The sequence below is a fragment of the Pseudomonas sp. B21-047 genome (assembly GCF_024748775.1).
GTDB lineage: Bacteria > Pseudomonadota > Gammaproteobacteria > Pseudomonadales > Pseudomonadaceae > Aquipseudomonas > Aquipseudomonas capeferrum.
Genome location: NZ_CP087169.1, coordinates 1,696,575 through 1,714,114 on the forward strand (window position 1 = coordinate 1,696,575; position 17,540 = coordinate 1,714,114).

At 62.3% G+C, this 17,540-nt stretch carries 15 protein-coding genes; 5 read left to right on the forward strand and 10 right to left on the reverse strand.

Features of this window, described 5'->3' with window-relative positions; all coding sequences use genetic code 11:
* Positions 1-67: 67 nt before the first annotated feature.
* The 8 genes from dacB to LOY26_RS07820 all read right to left on the reverse strand — a co-directional run bounded on the left by dacB (position 68) and on the right by LOY26_RS07820 (position 9,120).
* Positions 68-1,525, reverse strand: a complete 1,458-nt coding sequence (dacB, locus tag LOY26_RS07785) for a D-alanyl-D-alanine carboxypeptidase/D-alanyl-D-alanine-endopeptidase (protein ID WP_186653955.1) — start codon at positions 1,523-1,525, stop codon at positions 68-70.
* A 196-nt stretch (positions 1,526-1,721) separates the two neighbouring features.
* The gene (locus LOY26_RS07790; protein WP_047583280.1) at positions 1,722-2,066 is read right to left on the reverse strand and encodes a YggL family protein; all 345 of its coding nucleotides are present in this window, start codon (positions 2,064-2,066) and stop codon (positions 1,722-1,724) included.
* Between the two features lie 63 nt (positions 2,067-2,129).
* Positions 2,130-5,738 carry a transporter substrate-binding domain-containing protein gene (locus LOY26_RS07795; protein ID WP_258714550.1) on the reverse strand — a complete coding sequence of 1,203 codons (3,609 nt, stop codon included), beginning with the start codon at positions 5,736-5,738 and terminating at the stop codon, positions 2,130-2,132.
* 8 nt (positions 5,739-5,746) lie between these two features.
* Positions 5,747-6,364, reverse strand: a complete 618-nt coding sequence (locus LOY26_RS07800) for a response regulator transcription factor (protein WP_258714551.1) — start codon at positions 6,362-6,364, stop codon at positions 5,747-5,749.
* Between the two features lie 282 nt (positions 6,365-6,646).
* Positions 6,647-7,978, reverse strand: a complete 1,332-nt coding sequence (locus LOY26_RS07805; RefSeq protein ID WP_033700467.1) for a deoxyguanosinetriphosphate triphosphohydrolase — start codon at positions 7,976-7,978, stop codon at positions 6,647-6,649.
* Between the two features lie 117 nt (positions 7,979-8,095).
* Complete coding sequence (locus LOY26_RS07810) at positions 8,096-8,425, reverse strand: hypothetical protein (RefSeq protein ID WP_186653961.1); 330 nt, start codon at positions 8,423-8,425, stop codon at positions 8,096-8,098.
* Positions 8,422-8,796, reverse strand: a complete 375-nt coding sequence (locus tag LOY26_RS07815) for a phage holin family protein (protein WP_033700463.1) — start codon at positions 8,794-8,796, stop codon at positions 8,422-8,424. The genes LOY26_RS07810 and LOY26_RS07815 overlap by 4 nt, the downstream gene beginning before the upstream one ends.
* Positions 8,797-8,805: 9 nt before the next feature.
* Positions 8,806-9,120 (reverse strand): YqjD family protein, encoded by a 315-nt coding sequence (locus tag LOY26_RS07820; RefSeq protein WP_047583282.1) that lies wholly within the window; start codon positions 9,118-9,120, stop codon positions 8,806-8,808.
* Positions 9,121-9,443: 323 nt separating this feature from the next.
* Here LOY26_RS07820 and LOY26_RS07825 point away from each other — a divergent pair, with 323 nt between their 5' ends.
* The 5 genes from LOY26_RS07825 (at position 9,444) to LOY26_RS07845 (ending at position 12,821) form a co-directional block, all read left to right on the forward strand.
* Entirely contained in the window at positions 9,444-10,652 is a 1,209-nt protein-coding gene (locus tag LOY26_RS07825; RefSeq protein WP_186664138.1) for an ammonium transporter, read from the forward strand.
* A 72-nt stretch (positions 10,653-10,724) separates the two neighbouring features.
* On the forward strand, positions 10,725-10,964 hold the full coding sequence (locus LOY26_RS07830) for a glutaredoxin family protein (protein ID WP_033700458.1): 240 nt from the start codon (positions 10,725-10,727) through the stop codon (positions 10,962-10,964).
* Positions 10,965-11,071: 107 nt separating this feature from the next.
* Complete coding sequence (locus tag LOY26_RS07835) at positions 11,072-11,503, forward strand: D-Ala-D-Ala carboxypeptidase family metallohydrolase (protein WP_186664140.1); 432 nt, start codon at positions 11,072-11,074, stop codon at positions 11,501-11,503.
* Positions 11,504-11,576: 73 nt separating this feature from the next.
* The gene (locus LOY26_RS07840; RefSeq protein ID WP_186664178.1) at positions 11,577-11,885 is read left to right on the forward strand and encodes a transcriptional regulator; all 309 of its coding nucleotides are present in this window, start codon (positions 11,577-11,579) and stop codon (positions 11,883-11,885) included.
* Positions 11,886-11,936: 51 nt separating this feature from the next.
* Entirely contained in the window at positions 11,937-12,821 is an 885-nt protein-coding gene (locus LOY26_RS07845) for a pseudouridine synthase (protein ID WP_258714552.1), read from the forward strand.
* 46 nt (positions 12,822-12,867) lie between these two features.
* Here the strand turns inward: LOY26_RS07845 and LOY26_RS07850 are convergent, their stop codons facing one another.
* Positions 12,868-14,433: a PAS domain-containing methyl-accepting chemotaxis protein gene (locus tag LOY26_RS07850; protein WP_033700452.1), complete on the reverse strand. Its 1,566-nt coding sequence runs from the start codon at positions 14,431-14,433 to the stop codon at positions 12,868-12,870.
* A 320-nt stretch (positions 14,434-14,753) separates the two neighbouring features.
* Complete coding sequence (acnA, locus tag LOY26_RS07855) at positions 14,754-17,495, reverse strand: aconitate hydratase AcnA (protein ID WP_258714553.1); 2,742 nt, start codon at positions 17,493-17,495, stop codon at positions 14,754-14,756.
* Positions 17,496-17,540 lie beyond the last annotated feature (45 nt).

The window sequence follows — 17,540 nt, forward strand, 5'->3', positions numbered from 1 at the left end:
GCTCGGTGGCCGGCAGACACGGGGGCCGTTCCTGCGGCCCCCCACCGGTGTTTAGGCCGAGACTTGGTCAGTTGGCCGCAGTACTGGTGCCCAGTTTCGGCTGGCGATAGAGGTCCAGCAGTACCTGGTCAAGCACCTGCGATGCGCCCCACGGTTTCGGGTCGTTGAGAATGGCCGCGACCGCCCAGGTATGCCCGTTGCTGTCGCGGCTGAAGCCCGCGATGGCCCGCACGGTATTCAGGGTGCCGGTCTTGATGTGCCCCTCACCGGTCATGGCCGTGCGTTTCAGGCGCTTGCGCATGGTGCCGTCCATGCCCACCAGCGGCATGGAGCTGATGAACTCGGCCGAGTAGGGGCTCTTCCAGGCAGCCTGCAGCAGCGCGGCCATCTCGCGGGTGCTGACGCGTTCGGCACGCGACAGGCCGGAGCCGTTCTCCATCACCAGGTGAGGTGCAGTAATGCCTTTTTTCGCCAACCACTGGCGAACGACGCGTTGCGCCGCACGGGCATCATCGCCATCGGCATCGGTACGGAACTGTGCACCCAGGCTGAGGAACAGCTGCTGGGCCATGGTGTTGTTGCTGTACTTGTTGATGTCGCGGATCACTTCCACCAGGTCGGGCGAGAAGGCCCGTGCCAGCAGGCGTGCGCTCTTGGGCACGTTCTCGATGCGATCGCGGCCCTGGATGTTGCCACCAAGCTCGTTCCAGATCGCCCGCACGGCGCCGGCGGCGTAGGTCGGGTGATCGAGCAGCGACAGGTAGGTCTGCGAGTTGCAGCCATCGCCGAGTTGGCCGCTGACCACCACGCTGACGCCATCGGCCTGGGGCACAGGGTTGTAGCGCACGTCACCCTTGCACTGCTTGGACGCCACGGCCTTGACCTGGTTATCGATGCGGATGTTGGCAATCGGCGGTTCAACGGCGATGGTCACCTTGCCACCATCGTTGCGGGCGACAAAGCGCAGTGCCTTGAGGTTGACCAGCAACGAGTCAGGCTTGACCAGGAACGGCTTGTTGACGTCGCCGCCATCATCGTTGAACTGCGGCAGGTTGGGCTGCACGAAGTGGCTGCGGTCCAGTACCAGGTCACCGCTGATGGTGCGCACGCCGTTGGCCCGCAGGTCACGCATCAGCAGCCACAGTTTTTCCATGTTCAGCTTCGGGTCGCCGCCACCTTTGAGGTACAGGTTGCCGTTGAGCACACCGTTGCTCAAGGTGCCGTCGGTGTAGAATTCGGTCTTCCACTGGAATGTAGGGCCGAGCAGTTCAAGGGCTGCGTAGGTGGTGACCAGCTTCATGGTCGAGGCCGGGTTCACCGAAACATCGGCGTTGAACACGGTCGCGGCGCCTGGGCCATCCAGCGGCAGCATCACCAAAGACAGCGCAGTGTCTTGCAGCTTGTTGGCTTTAAGCGCCTGCTGCACCTTGGGTGGCAGGCTGGTATTGACGGCGGCGGCCTGGCTGGGCAGGGCGAAGGGCAGGAGCAGGCCGGCGAGAACGAGGGGACGGAGCGTTTTGATCATATTCAGTAAATACCCTGCGGCGAGGGAGAAGGACATTGGGGCTGTAAGAGATGATGGCCCCAGGACGAAATAGAACGCGCATTATGCCCCAAGCTTAGCCACGATGGGCCACGTTCGACACAAAAGCGACGCGAACAAAAAAGGCCACCCCGAAGGGTGGCCTTTTCAGCGTGCAAGCCGCTGGGTAGCGCAGGTATCACTCGGCCGCGTTGATCGCGTTGCCCGGATACCATGCGTCGAGCAGCGGGCTGACTTCGATCTTGGTCAGTTCGCTGCGGCCCTTGAGCCAGGCTTCGACGGCAGCACGCTGCTCTTCGGTGACCGAACCGCGTTTGGCCGAGCACACCAGACCGAAATCGTCACCGCCTACGTAGTCGAGGCCGTTGGCGTCCATGGCTTCTTCCAGGAAGGCATCGAGGAATGCGTCGATCGCCTGATCATCCAGGTCTTCCTTGAAGTCCAGGTTCAGCTCGAAGCCCAATTCCTGAAACTCGTCGACACACAGCTTTTTGCGCAGGCGGCGGGAGCGGTTAGTGGCCATGAAACAATCCTCTTAGGTAATATCGCCGCGCAGTCTACCAGCTTCGGCGTGTGGCTGCCTTGCTCATTCAAGCCCGCCGGTAGCCTTGATGTCAGCGGCCAACGCCTTCTCCACCCGGCGCATGTGCCGGGCCAGGGCCTGGCGCCGTAGGCGCAGTTGCGGTGTCGGCAACGTGGTGTTCTGCAGCGCTTCGCACGCCGCCATCAGCTCGGGCGCCTCCAGCATGCGGGCGGCGCTGAGGATCTTGTGCGCCTGGTCGGCAACGGCGTCGGCGTCTTGTGCGGGCAGGCTCATCAGAATCACCAGGTCCGTTTGCAGGCTCTCGTGCAGGGCGGCCAGAAAGCGCTGGCGGTCGTTCGGGGCTTGGCCGACGATCGTGCCCAGGCCCTCCAGGTCGAACAGTTTGCGCCGCCATGGCTGTCGGCCCCGTGGGCTGATGCCGGCCAGGCGCTGGCTCAGGGTGGTCAGGCTGATGGGTTTGAGCAGGCAGTCATCCATGCCGGCATCCAGGCACTTGCGCATGACCTCGGGCTGGGCGTTGGCGGTATAGCCGAGGATGGTGCAGCGCGATCGCCCGTATTGCCGTTCTTCGGCACGTACGGTACTGGCCAACTGGTAGCCGTTCATGTGCGGCATGTTGCAGTCGAGCACCAACACATCGAAGGCGCCTGCGCGCCACAGGCCCAAGCCTTCACGGCCATCCCTGGCGCAGGTGTGGCCCAGGCCCAGGTAACCCAGCTGCTGTGCCATCAACTGCAGGTTGGCGGGATGGTCGTCGATCACCAGCACGTTCAGGCGTGGATCGGGTACGTCGACAGGTTCGATCACCGGCCTCTCGACAGCGTCGGCGCTGACAACTTGCAACGGCATTTTCAAGCGAACCTGGGTGCCGACATCTTCGAGGCTCTTGATGGTCAGCGTGCCTCCCATCATTTCGCACAGGCTCCGGCAGATCGCGAGGCCAAGGCCAGTGCCTGCGCGGGCACCCTGGCTGTGCGGGTTGGCCTGGATGAATGGGTTGAACAGGCGTTGCAAGTCATCGGCGTGAATGCCGATGCCGCTGTCACGTACTTCCAGCTCTAGAGTCGGGTAAGAGGAGGCTTCTGCTTCCTGCAGGCAAACGCAGATGCGTACCTGGCCATGCTCGGTGAACTTGATGGCGTTGCTGACCAGGTTGGACAGCACCTGCTTGAAGCGCAGCGGGTCGAGCAATGCATGGCAGCGGGCAGCCGGTTCGATCATCACCTCCAGGGCCAGGCCCTTCTGCCGCGCCTGGCCATCGAAGATACGGCCCACCGACTCGACCAGTGCGGCCAGGTCGACCGGCTCCGGAGTGAGTGACAGATGCCCGGATTCGATGCGCACGATATCGAGGATATCGCCGATCAGCCCCAGCAGGTCCTTGGCCGAATGGTGGGCCAGTTCCAGGGCTGAACGGTCCACCCGACCCTGGTCGGCACGTTTGACGGCAAGTTCGAGCATGCCGATGACGGCGTTCATCGGCGTTCGGATTTCATGGCTGATGGTGGCCAGGAACGTGCTTTTGGCGCGGTTGGCATCTTCGGCTTGCTGCTTGGCCTGGCGCAGTTCCTGAACCAGCTGGCGCCGTTCGCTGATATCGATCCAGCCGCCGATGATGCCTTGTACTTCGCCCAGCGAGTCGCGGTATGGCAGGATCCAGTGGTAGATGGTCATTTCGCGGCCTTTGACCCGCAGCGGCCGATCGATGATCAGTGGGGTCCCGGCGGCCATGACCTTCAGGTAATCGGCCTGGATCTGGTGAGTATGTTCGCAGTCAGCGAACAGGCTTTGCTCCAGGCGCTTGCCCATGACCTCTTCGCTGCAGGCCTGAACGGCTTCCAGGTAGCTGTCGTTGCAACTTTGCAGGCAACCTTCGCGATCACGCACGTACATGGGGTGCGGTGTGCCGTTGAGCAGCGCACGCATGAATGCCAGCTGGTCGTTCAACGCCCGCTCGGCGCTTTGACGCTGCTTGATCTGCAGGCGCAGGCGGGCATTCCAGATCAGTGCCAGCAGCAGCAACAGCCCGGTACCCAGCAGCACCTGCCAGGCGAGCCGGCGAAAGCTTTGCCAGGTGCTGTCGTCATGCAGGCCGTAACCGCGCCAGCGGTTGTTTATCACCCCCAGCTCTTCCGGCGGAATGCTCAACAACGCTTTGTCGAGGATCGATACCAGCGTCTGTGAATGGCTGGCGGCTGCCATGGCGTAGCTGGCCGGCTCGCTGCCGACGGTGGCGCGTATGACCAGGTCGGGGTGGGTGGCCACCGCATGGTTGGCGTCTATCAAGGTGGTGATCACGGCATCTACAGCACCGCTTTTGAGCAGCGCCGTGGAATAGAAGGAGCTCTCGGTCTCGATCCAGCCAATGTGCGGATAGCGCGTGGAAAGGTCATCCATCGCGCTGTAGCGGGTAATCGCGATGCGTCGGTCCTTCAGTTGTTCCAGAGAGGTGTATTGCCCGTTGCTCGCTCGGCTGACCAATACATAGACACTTTCAAGGTAAGGGCGGCTGATTTGCAGGGTCTGCTCGGCCTCACCGTCGGTAGTGAGCGCCGCAATCACATCCACCCGGCCGTCCTTGAGGCGGGCGATCATGTCGGCAATGCCGCTGGCGCGCTGCACCTCGAAACGCAGGCCGGTGCGCAGGCGGATGAGCTCTAGCAGGTCGGCGGTGATGCCCCTGAAATATCCCGAACCATCGAAGAAGGACAAGGGCGCCGCAGTATCGTCGATGGCCACGCGCATGACCGGGTGGTGTTGCAACCAGAATTCCTCAGCCTCTGTCAGTTGCAGCTTGCGGTCGGTCAGGAGCAGGTCGCTGCCGGCACTCCAGCGCTTGAAGATACTGGCGCGCACGGCTGCAGGCTGATTGTCGAGAATGGCGTTGACCAGTTCCAGCAGCAACGCATCCGCCTTGCGCATGGCAAAGCTGAAGCCGATCGCTTCGTGCTTGCTGAAATTGGCGATGCGCAGGCCGGGCAGGTGGCCGCGATTGAGCTGGTAATGGGTGGAGATGGTGTCGCCGATGAACACGTCGGCCTGGCCAAATGCAACGGCATTCAAGGCCTGGGAAGACGAGCCGAAGGCCAGCACCTGGGCCTTGGGGTAGGCACTGCCTATCTCCTGCCTCGGCAGGTAGTGGTAGAGCATGCCCAGCCGCATGTTCTCCAGGCCCAGGTCCAAAGGGCGGCGTTCGTCCTCACGGGTGACCAGCACCGGCTGGTCAATGGCATAGGGGTGCGACAGTGCCAGACCGTCCGTTGTCGCTTCATAGCCGTTGGCACTGCCGAGCAGGTCGATATCGCCGCGTTTGAGTGCCTCTACCGCTGCCTGTCGGCTGTTGAAGCGCAGCACGCGTACAGGCAGCTGCAGGGCAAGGCTGATCAGGTTTGCATACTCGGCGGTGAGGCCTTGATAGTCGCGGCCGCCACTGGTGATGTCGAAGGGCGGATAGTCGGGCGCAGAGGTCCCCAGCACCAGTTCGTGTCGGCTTTCGAGCCATTGGCGTTGCGGGGCCGTAAGAGAAGGCTGTGCTGGCATTACCGGTGAGCGTGCCAGCAGGGCATACGCGGTAACTCCGTGGTGGTTGGCGTGTATTGCGCCGCTGACCAGTGCCAGGGCGAGTAACAGCCGGGCGATATGGCGCGCCATGAAAACCCTCAGACCAGTGCGTTGCGTTTGGCCATTTCGATCAGGTCCACCAAGGTCTCGACCTGGAGTTTGTGCATCAGGCGCTTCTTGTAGGTACTCACCGTCTTGTTGCTGAGGAACATGCCTTTGGCGATTTCCTTGTTGCTTCGCCCTTGGGCAAATAATTGCAGGACCATGAGTTCACGGTCATTGACCTGGCGGAAGAGTTGCAGGTCGGCATCTACCGTTTGATTGTGTTTGATTGCCTGGCTGGGGAAATAGTTGTAACCGGCAAGTACTGCCTTGATCACGCTGAGCAGTTCGCTGAGGTCTTCCTGCTTGCACACATAGCCCGCAGCGCCCGAGTGCATGCAGCGTACGGCGAACAACGCCGGGGATTGGGCGGTCAGCACCAGAACCTTCAACGGCAGGGACATGGCCTGGAAGCGGGAAAGCACCTCTAGGCCGTCTAGCTTGGGGATGCTGATGTCGAGGATGACCAGGTCAGGGGCGGTTTCTCGAATCATCTGCATGGCGTCAACGCCATTGTCCGATTCGCCGACGATCTTGTAGTTCTGATTTTCCAGCAACATACGAACGGCCAGGCGGATAACGGGGTGGTCGTCGACAATAAATACGGAGTGCATGTTCAACTTCCCTGCGGGCGAGTGAGGGTGACGGGTGGCACCTTATCCCAGTTGGAAGTCGTCGGGCATGTGAGGAAGGGCTATTCGCTGTATATGGGAAATGGCTTACAGGATAAAACAAATCGGGCTACGAATTTGGCCTGTGGAGCTTGATGTCAAACCTTGTTTGGTAACTTTTCATTGACTGTTATTCGTGGTGTTTAATCGGCACCTACACAAGTAGGAAGTTTCCTTCAAGAAAGGGTGCAGCCAGAGGCTGTGCTCGGGCTGCACCTGACGGGCTCAGGTCGGGCTGGAGCGCCCCGTCATTTCGCGGGCCATTTCACTGGCATAGCTGTCGGTCATGCCGGCGATGAAGTCGATCATGCGCAGAAAGGCACTGTGCAATGAGCCATGCGGGTCCGGTGCATTGTTGCCGATCAGGTCGAGCACACGCCGGCTCTTGAACGACGGGGTGCGGCCGCCATGCTGTTCGAGGGCCGCGCCGCAGAAGGTGTTCAAGAGGATCTCGAGTGTGGTGTAGGCGCCGATCTCGTGCAGGGTCTTGCGTTTGTCCTGGAAGATCTTGTTGCGCGCCATGTCCTTGGCTTGCAGCACGCAGTGCTTGGCCGGGCCATGCATGTGTTCGACCAGGTCGCCGGGCAGATGCCCGGCGAGCAGTGCCTGTTGCTGTTCGACGAAGGCGTGGGCGGCGGCGTTGGTCAGGTGTTCGATGGCCTTGCCGCGCAGGATCGCCAGCTTGCGCCGTCGCGAGTCGCGCGGGCCGAGTTGGCGATAGGTCTCCGGCAGGTCGTCGCCCACCAGGCCGAGTAGCAGCGCCTCGACTTCGGCATACTCCAGCAACTCCATCTCCACACCGTCTTCCAAGTCGATCAGTGCATAGCAAATGTCATCTGCGGCCTCCATCAGGTAGACCAGCGGGTGGCGCGCCCAGCGTTGATCTTCCAGTTGCGGCAAGCCGAGTTTGCGGGCGATCTGTTCGAGCAACGGCAGTTCACTCTGGTAGCTGCCGAACTTGTGTTTCTTGTAACCCAGGGCATCGGCATGGCGGGCGCTCCAGGGGTACTTGAGGTAAGTGCCGAGGGTGGCGTACGTCAGCCGGGTACCGCCGTCGAACTGGTGATACTCCAGTTGGGTGAGTACGCGAAAGCCTTGTGCATTGCCTTCGAAGTTGAGGAAGTCGGCGCGCTCGTCATCGCTCATGTCGTCCAGCCAGCCACGCCCTGCAGCCTGTTGGAACCAGTGGCGGATGGCGTCTTCGCCGGAGTGGCCGAACGGCGGGTTGCCGATGTCGTGGGCCAGGCAGGCCGATTGCACGATCATCCCGAGGTCACTCGGTTCGCACCAGTCTGGCAGGCTGTCACGCAGGGTTTCGCCCACCCGCATGCCGAGCGAGCGGCCGACGCAACTGACTTCCAGGGAATGGGTCAGGCGCGTATGGATATGGTCGTTGCTGGTAACCGGGTGTACTTGAGTCTTGCGCCCAAGCCGGCGGAAGGCGCCGGAGAAGATGATGCGGTCGTGGTCCTTGTGGAAAGGGCTGCGCCCGAGTTCTTCGGGGCTGTACAGGGCTTTGCCCAGGCGTTCGCGGGTCAGCAAGGTATGCCAGTCCAAGGCTCGATCTCCTGTCGGTCGATGGGCATAGCTTCCTGTGTCGTGAGTCACCATGCAAGCTGAAGGTTTACGCGATCACCGGCGGGTGATCGCGTCTGTTCAGGTGATGCGAAAACGTCAGTGCCGGCGGCTGCCCTGCAGGTACAGCCGGATCAGTGGCAGCAGGCTGCCGCCCAAGCGCACCAGCCGTGTCAGGTTGCCACTGCGCACGCCCTTGCCGGTGAGAAAGCCCAAGGCGACCACCGCGCCAATCCCCCACAGCGGCGCATGCTTGATGCCAAGCCCCTCGTGCAGCGAACTGCCCATGCCGCGCATGCGCTGCAGTGGCTCAAGCAGTTGCCCCGACTCGTGGCGGATTTCCTGGCGGTGCATCTCCAGACGCAGGCGCAACAGGGCCTTGCGCAGTTCGCGAGGGTTACGGGTATTGGGTAGTTCAGGCAGGCTCATGGCAACAGGCGCTCCCGGTCCTTGGCAAGTTCCTCGAGGGTCGCGCCGAACGGCGATGACTCGTCGAACACTGCAGCCTTCAAACGCAAGCCGCAATACAACGCGGCCACACCGTAGAACACGCACAGGCCGATGATGCCCGCCAGGCGATAGCTGTCCCACAGCAGCACCAGCAGCAGCCCGGACAGCGCCGTCAGCAGCAGCAGGGCGAACACCAGTGCCAAACCTGCGAACAACAGCAGACTCAAGGTGCGGCCCTTCTGCTCCTGCAGCTCGATACCAAACAGCTCGATGTGGCTGTGCAGCAGCCCGAGCATCGCCGCGCCCAGGCGTTTGCCCGAAGCGCCGGCGCCGATGGCGTCATTCTCCATGGGAACCCCTCAGCGCCGATTGGCCAGCAGGCCGATCAACAGCCCCACGCCCGCCGCAATACCGATGGCCTGCCAGGGGTTTTCCTGCACGTACTGCTCGGCGGTGCCAAGGGCTGCCTGGCCGCGGTCGCGCACCGATTCCTGAGTCAGTTGCAGGGTTTCACGGGCCTGAGTCAGGCGGTCATGGATCTGTTCACGCAATTCGTCAGCCTGATCGCCTGCCAGGTTGGCGGTGTCGGCGAGCAGCTTCTCGGTGTCGCGGACCAAGGCCTGAAAGTCAGCCATCAATATCTCTTGAGCAGTCTTTGCCGATTTGCTGGCCATGGGTCTCTCCCTGTTGATGAGTGTTGGTAGTTCGAGTGATAGCACATGCCGAAGGTTCAAGTGGCTGTGCGGGTAACTGGGCTGGTATGGGCCTTGCTAAGGCTTTGCCACGTAGCGGGGCGCCGCTGGCGCGCACTGCGCCGATTCGGGGCGCCCTGCGTGACGAACTACCGTAAACCTTAACCCAATCCTCGACAAACCCAAGAATAAACCATGCAGGCCTCGCCCCATTCAGCAAACGGGGCAGGGGGCTGGCACCGATTCGGTGCAGGGATGCAGGTTCTTGAACTGTCCTGGTGCCTTTTCCGCAGGTCTGCCTATTCATGGAACACATGCACAGCGCGATGGACTCCCTGGTCCACGGTTCGAATACCCTGTTCATTCTCATGGGCGCCATTCTGGTGCTGGCCATGCATGCTGGCTTCGCCTTTCTCGAAGTGGGCACCGTACGGCACAAGAATCAAGTCAATGCCTTGTCGAAGATCCTCAGCGACTTCGCCATTTCGGCGCTGGTGTACTTCTTTATCGGCTATTGGATCGCCTACGGCGTGAGTTTCTTCCAGCCGGCGGCGCAACTGGCCGTCGACCATGGCTATGCGCTGGTCAAGTGCTTCTTCCTGCTCACGTTCGCAGCTGCCATCCCGGCGATCATCTCCGGGGGTATTGCCGAGCGTGCGCGTTTCGTTCCGCAGCTGTGTGCCACCGCGTTGATCGTGGCGTTTGTCTATCCGTTTTTCGAAGGCGTGGTGTGGAACGGCAACTTCGGTGTGCAGGCCTGGCTGCACGCACGCTTCGGCGCGCCGTTCCATGACTTTGCCGGCTCTGTCGTGGTGCATGCCATGGGCGGCTGGCTGGCGCTGGCGGCTGTGGTGTTGCTGGGGCCACGGCGTGGGCGCTACCGCGACGGCCGCCTGGTGGCTTTTGCACCTTCGAGCATTCCGTTTCTGGCGCTGGGTTCGTGGATCCTGATCATTGGCTGGTTCGGCTTCAACGTGATGAGCGCCCAGACCTTGCAGGGCGTAAGCGGCCTGGTGGCGATCAATTCGCTGATGGCCATGGTCGGTGGCACCCTGGCGGCCTTGCTGGCCGGGCGCAACGACCCGGGCTTCCTGCACAATGGGCCGCTGGCCGGGCTGGTGGCGATCTGTGCCGGTTCCGACCTGATGCACCCGATTGGCGCGCTGGCCACCGGCCTGGTGGCTGGGGTGCTGTTTGTCTGGAGTTTCACAGCGGCGCAGAACCGCTGGAAAATCGACGACGTGCTGGGCGTGTGGCCGTTGCACGGCCTGTGCGGTGTGTGGGGTGGCATTGCCTGTGGCGTGTTCGGCCAGGCCGCCTTGGGTGGCATGGGCGGTGTCAGCCTGGCCAGCCAGTTGCTGGGCAGTCTTATGGGGGTGCTGGTGGCATTGCTCGGTGGCTTTGTCGTCTATGGGGTGATCCGAGCGCTGCATGGCTTGCGCTTGAGCCACGAGCAGGAGTTTCAGGGCGCGGACCTGTCGCTGCACCGCATTGGTGCGACCAGCCAGGATTGAGCGAGGCCAGGTGCGCAGTGGGCGGGACGGACCTAGAATAGGCTTTTCCAAAGCCAAACCGAGAACTGCCCCATGCTGCCTGAATGCCAATTGTTCGGCACCCTCGGCTGCCACCTGTGCGAAGTGGCCGAGGCTGTGCTGATGCCTTTCGTCGATCATGGCCTGTTGGTGGAGCTGGTCGACATTGCCGATAACGAGGCCATGTTCGAACGCTATGGCCTGATCATTCCCGTGCTGCGTCGCTGTGACAATGGCGGCGAGCTGCATTGGCCGTTCGATGCCGAGCAAGTGGTGGCGTTTCTCGCGCAATGATCGCCCAATGGGCACGCGTTCCTCACGCCATGGTTGAGATTACAAGTCGATGATCGGGTGCCGGCCACTGCTGCCGGTGCCCTTGAACTGTCATCGAGAATCTAACCATGTTCATCACGCCTCATTTCACCCTGGATGAAATGACCGCTTCGCAAATCGCCGCAAGGGAAGGGTTTGACAACACCCCTACACCTGAGGTGCTGGCCAATCTAACTGTCCTGTGTGGCGTGCTTGAAAAGGTACGTGCGCTGCTCGGCATGCCGATCATCATCAGTAGCGGCTACCGCTGCAGTGCGCTTAATCAGCGTGTCGGTGGGGCACCTTCAAGCCAGCATGTGCTGGGGTTGGCAGCCGACTTCACGGTGATCGACGTCAGCCTGCGTGAGGTGATACGCAGAATCGGCGACAGCGACGTACCCTTCGATCAACTGATCCTGGAGTTTGACCGGTGGGTGCATTTGTCCGTGACCACTGGCACTCCGCGGGGCCAGGTACTGACCATTCGCAGAGGCACTGGTTACCTGCAGGGGTTGCAATGACGCGCTGGCGAATTGACGTGGATGAGGGGAGGTCCGTATACTGTATATAAATACAGTGTTCGAGAGGAAGGCCATGCTCAACGTCGAGCAACTCAAGTACAGCGTCAACCACATGCCCGTCGAGCGGGTGTGCGATGCCGTTCTGGAACTGCGCCTCGAAGGCCTGGTGACTGAAGATCGAACGCCGTTCGGCAAGGTTCACTTCAATACCTGTTTTGCCGAGATCGAGGCATTGTTCCAGCGTGCCGGTTACCACCGTGGCCTGGACGTCGTAGGTTACCAGGGTTTGTTATATGCCCTGTACGACCCCAGCCGCTGGGAGGCCGTGCAAGTACTGCGCTGGTTGAAGGCGCGCAGCGAGGCGACGCTACAGGCTGGTTGAGGTGGAAGGCTTGGAGGATAATGCGCGGCCTCCAACCTTTTGAGCGCTGCCATGACCACGCCTTTCGACCCTGCCCGCCAGCAAGCCAGCACGGTGTGCCTGCCCCCCGGCAACTGGGCGACGGTGCTCGATTGCCTGTGTGACCATTTCAAGGCCATCGATCGGGCGCAGTGGCTTGACCGCTTTGCCCGGGGCCGCGTGCTCGATGCGCAGGGGCAGGCAGTCTCTGTTGGGCTGGCTTATAAACGCGGCATGCGCTTGCACTACTTCCGGGAAGTGCCAAATGAGCGGCCGATCCCTGTGCAGGAAACTCTGTTGCACGTGGACGAGCATTTGGTGGTTGCCGACAAACCGCACTTTCTGCCGGTGACCCCGACCGGTGAGTATGTCGAGCAGACTTTGCTGCGCCGGCTGATTCGGCGTCTGGACAACCCGCATCTGGTGCCTTTGCACCGCATCGACCGGCATACCGCAGGGCTTGTGCTGTTCTCCGCCAACCCCCAGACGCGCAGTGCCTACCAGCGCTTGTTCCCCGAGCGGCGGATCGACAAACGCTACCAGGCCATCGCCGCAGCCATGCCCCAGCACAACTTCCCGCTGGTGCACAAAAGCCGCCTGGTGCATGGCGAGCCGTTCTTCCGCATGCAGGAGGTGGAGGGCGTTGACAACAGCGAAACCTTGGCCCAGGTGCTGGAGGCGCGTGGCGAGTTATGGCGCTACGGTCTGTCGCCGGTGACCGGCAAGACCCACCAATTGCGTGTACACATGGCGGCATTGGGCGCGGCAATCTGCAACGATCCGTTCTACCCCGAACTGCTGCAGACCGATGACGATTATCAGCGGCCTTTGAAACTGTTGGCGCAGAGCCTGCGTTTCGAAGATCCGTTGACGGGTGAGGAGCAGTATTTCGAGAGCCGGTTGCAACTGGACTGGTAGGAGCGGCCCGCCAAGGCCGCCCCAATAGCACCCAAGGCTCGGTGTCTTAGCGGTTGAAACGCTCCACCAGCGAATACTGGCTACCGGCAGTGCTGGTCAGTTCCTCGCTGAGCAGCGCCGAATGCTGGGCCTGTTCAGCGGTCTGGTCGGCAAGGTCGGCAATGGTGCTGATGTTGCGGCTGATCTCGTCGGCGACGGCAGTCTGCTCTTCGGTAGCGGCTGCGATCTGGGTCGCCATGTCGGTGATATTGGCCACCGCTTCGCTGATACCGACCAACGCTTCATCGGCCTGCATGACCCGGTCGACCCCTTCCTGTGCCTGGCGGTGGCCGGTTTCCATGGTCAGTACGGCATTGCTGGCTGTCTGCTGCAGCTTGGCGATCAGGCCGTGGATCTGCCCGGTGGATTCGGCGGTGCGCTGGGCCAACTGGCGTACCTCGTCGGCCACGACCGCAAAACCACGGCCCATCTCTCCGGCGCGGGCCGCTTCGATGGCGGCGTTCAGCGCCAGCAGGTTGGTCTGGTCGGCGATGCCCTTGATCACATCGACCACACCGCCGATTTCGTCGCTGTCCTTGGCCAGTTGCGTCACCGTTGCACCGGTTTCACCCACTGCCGCCGACAGGCGCTCGATGGCCTCACGGGTTTCACCGGCAATCTGCCGGCCCTGGCTGGTCAGGCGATTGGCTTCCTGGGTGGCGTCGGCAGTGCGTTGCACATGGTTGGCCACTTCCTGGGTGGTGGCAGCCATCTGGTTGACGGCGGCCGCCACTTGCTCGGTTTCCACCCGCTGGCGCTCCAGCCCCGAAGAGCTCTTGTGGGCCAGGGCATCGGATTGCCGCGCCTGTTCGCTGAGGTGTTCTGCACTGTCCTGCAGGCGTGTCAGGCAGGTTTTCATGCGTGCATCCTGGCTGAGCATGGCCATTTCCAGGCGGGCTTGAACGCCGCGGCTATCGGTGTACATCTGCGCGATGAGGGGGTCGGACGTGGTTTGTTCCGCCAGGCGCAGCAGGCGCTTGAGGCCACGTTGCTGCCAGCTCAGGCCGAGCAAGCCAAGGGGCACCGACAGGGCCGCCGCCAGGCCGAAGCCCCAGGAGTGGCCAAGCCAGTTGCCAATCAGGAAGCCCACCTGGCTTACCAGAATGAACGGCAGCCAGTCCTGCAGAATCGGCAGCCATTGATCACGTCGCGGCACCGCCGACTTGCCCTGGTTCAGGCGCTGGTAGAGGCCTTCGGCCCGGCGGATCTGTTCGGCGGTGGGTTTGACCCGCACCGATTCGAAACCGACCACCTGGTTATTGTCGAAGATCGGCGTGACATAGGCGTTGACCCAGTAGTGGTCACCGTTCTTGCAGCGGTTCTTGACGATGCCCATCCAAGGCTGGCCCTGTTTGAGGGTTTGCCACATGTGGGCGAACACGGCCGCGGGCACATCCGGGTGACGCACCAGGTTGTGCGGCGCGCCGGTCAACTCTTCGCGGGTGAACCCACTGATTTCGATAAACGCGTCATTGCAGTAGCTGATCACGCCCTTGGCGTTGGTGGTGGAGATCAACCGCTGCTGGGCAGGGAAAGTCCGTTCTCTCTGGGTAATCGGCTGGTTGTTACGCATGGGTGGGTAATCCGCAAAGAATCCGCAAGGCTTTCGTGAGGTATCGGCAAGCCGCTGGTTTTATTGAATGGATATTTAATGGGCTTGATTTGTGGCAATAGGCCATTATTCAGATTGAGCTGGGGAACAGGCACGTTTGATCAAAATGGCGTCATTTTTGCGTTTTTAAGGCTGTTTGGTGACGTGTGAGTCTGATGATGACTCAATGGCTGGCCAAGAGCCAGTAGCCGATAGCGGAATGAGGCCGCCGAGAGAGGGGGTAGGGGGGCGTTGGCTGGGGATTTGCGGTGCCTGTGAAATCCCCAGCCAAGCCTTGCATCTCAACCAGCAATCAACTGGCGCAACACATAATGCAGAATCCCCCCCGCCTTGAAGTACTCCACCTCATTCAAGGTATCGATGCGGCACAGCACCTCGATCTGCTCCTGCTGCCCGTCCTCGCGGGTGATACGCAGCGTCAGGCTCATGCCTGGCCGTAGATGAGCACCGCTCAATCCCAGCACATCGATGCGCTCCCTGCCGGTCAGCGCCAGTTGCTTGCGATCCTGCCCGGCCTGGAACTGCAGGGGCAGCACGCCCATGCCCACCAGGTTCGACCGGTGGATGCGTTCAAAGCTTTCTGCCAGCACCGCCTTGACCCCCAACAGATTGGTGCCCTTGGCGGCCCAGTCACGGCTGGACCCTGTGCCATATTCCTGGCCGGCGATCACCACCAGCGGCGTGCCCTGGGCCTGGTACTGCATGGCGGCATCGTAGATCGACAGCTTTTCGCCCGTTGGCACGAATAGGGTATTGCCCCCTTCCTCACCCCCAAGCATCTCGTTGCGAATACGGATGTTGGCGAACGTGCCGCGCATCATCACCTCGTGGTTACCCCGGCGCGATCCGTAGGAGTTGAAGTCCCGCGGTTCCACACCCTTGCTGCGCAGGTAGCGCCCGGCCGGGCTGTCGGCCTTGATGTTGCCGGCCGGGGAGATGTGGTCGGTGGTGACCGAGTCGCCGAGCAGGGCCAGCACGCGGGCACCCTCGATGTCCTCGACCTGCGGCGGCGGCCCGCCGATGTCGTCGAAGAACGGTGGATGCTGAATGTAGGTCGATGCCTCCTGCCAGACATACGTGGCCGCTTGCGGCACCTCGATGGCCTGCCACTGCGCGTCGCCTTCGAAGACTTCGGCGTACTCCTTGTGGAACATCGCGGTGTCGACCTTGGCCACGGCGGCGGCGATCTCCTGCTGGCTGGGCCAGATGTCGCGCAGGTACACCGGCTGGCCGTCCTTGCCAGTGCCCAACGGGTCGCGGGTCAGGTCCAGGCGCACGCTGCCGGCCAGGGCGTAAGCCACTACCAGCGGCGGCGAGGCCAGCCAGTTGGTCTTGACCAGCGGATGCACGCGGCCCTCGAAGTTGCGGTTGCCCGAGAGTACCGAGGCAACGGTCAGGTCGGCGCTGCCGATGGCTTGCTCGATCGCTTCATCCAGTGGGCCGGAGTTGCCGATGCAGGTGGTGCAGCCGTAACCCACCAGGTCAAAACCCAACTCATCCAGATACGGCGTCAGCCCGGCAGCCTTGAAGTAGTCGGTGACCACCTTGGAGCCAGGGGCCAGCGAGCTCTTGACCCAGGGTTTGCGCTGCAGGCCCTTCTCCAGGGCCTTTTTCGCCACCAGCCCGGCGGCCATCATCACGCTGGGGTTCGAGGTGTTGGTGCAGGAGGTGATCGCGGCGATGACCACTGCACCGTCGCGCAGGGTGTGGGTCTGGCCTGCATGGCTGTAGTCGATTTCGCCCGCCTGGTCGGCGTTGCCCACCGCCACACCGCCGCCGCCTTCGCTTTCCAGGCGGCCGACTTCCTTGGCCAGTGGCTTGGGCTGCAGTTCGATGAAGTGGTCGAACGCCTGGCTGACCTGGCCCAGGGCGACCCGGTCCTGGGGGCGTTTGGGCCCGGCCAGGCTGGCCTCGACGTCGGTCATGTCGAGGGCCAGGGCATCGCTGAACACCGGGTCCTGGCCAGGCAGGCGCCACAGGCCTTGGGCCTTGCAGTACTGTTCGACCAGTTGCACTGTCTGCTCGGGGCGCCCGGTCAGGCGCAGGTAGTCAAGGGTCACCTGGTCGACCGGGAAGAAGCCGCACGTGGCGCCATACTCGGGGGCCATGTTGGCGATGGTGGCACGGTCGGCGAGGGGCAGCTCGGCCAGCCCATCGCCGTAGAACTCGACGAACTTGCCCACCACCCCTTTCTTGCGCAGCATCTGCGTCACGGTCAACACCAGGTCGGTGGCGGTAATGCCCTCGCGCAACTTGCCGGTCAATTTGAAGCCGATCACTTCCGGGATCAGCATCGACACTGGCTGGCCGAGCATCGCAGCTTCGGCCTCGATGCCGCCAACACCCCAGCCCAGTACTCCGAGGCCGTTGATCATGGTGGTGTGCGAATCGGTACCGACCAGGGTGTCGGGGAAGGCATAGGTGCGGCCGTCTTCTTCACGGGTCCAGACGGTGCGGCCAAGGTATTCCAGGTTGACCTGGTGGCAGATGCCGGTGCCCGGCGGTACTACCCGGAAGTTGTCGAAGGCGCTCTGGCCCCAACGCAGGAAGGCATAGCGCTCGCCATTGCGCTGCATTTCGATGTCGACGTTCTCGCTGAACGACTGGGGCGTGCCATAGCGGTCGACCATCACCGAGTGGTCGATTACCAGGTCGACCGGCGACAGCGGGTTGATCCGCTGCGGGTCGCCACCGGCCTTGGCCATGGCGGCGCGCATGGCTGCCAGGTCGACCACGGCGGGTACGCCGGTGAAGTCCTGCATCAGCACCCGGGCCGGGCGGTACTGGATTTCCCGGTCGGAGCGGCGCGCCTCCAGCCATTGGGCAATAGCGCGCAGGTCGTCACCGGTGACGGTCTTGCCGTCCTCCCAGCGCAGCAGGTTTTCCAGCAGCACCTTGAGCGACATGGGCAGGCGTTGCAGGTCGCCCAACTGGCGGGCGGCCTCGGTAAGGCTGTAATAGTGGTACGTCTGGTCGGCGACCTTGAGGGTCTTGAGGGTGTTCAGGCTATCGAGCGAGGGCATTGCCAACTCCTTCTGCGCCGGTGCCCGGCAAATCTGGGTGTTTGC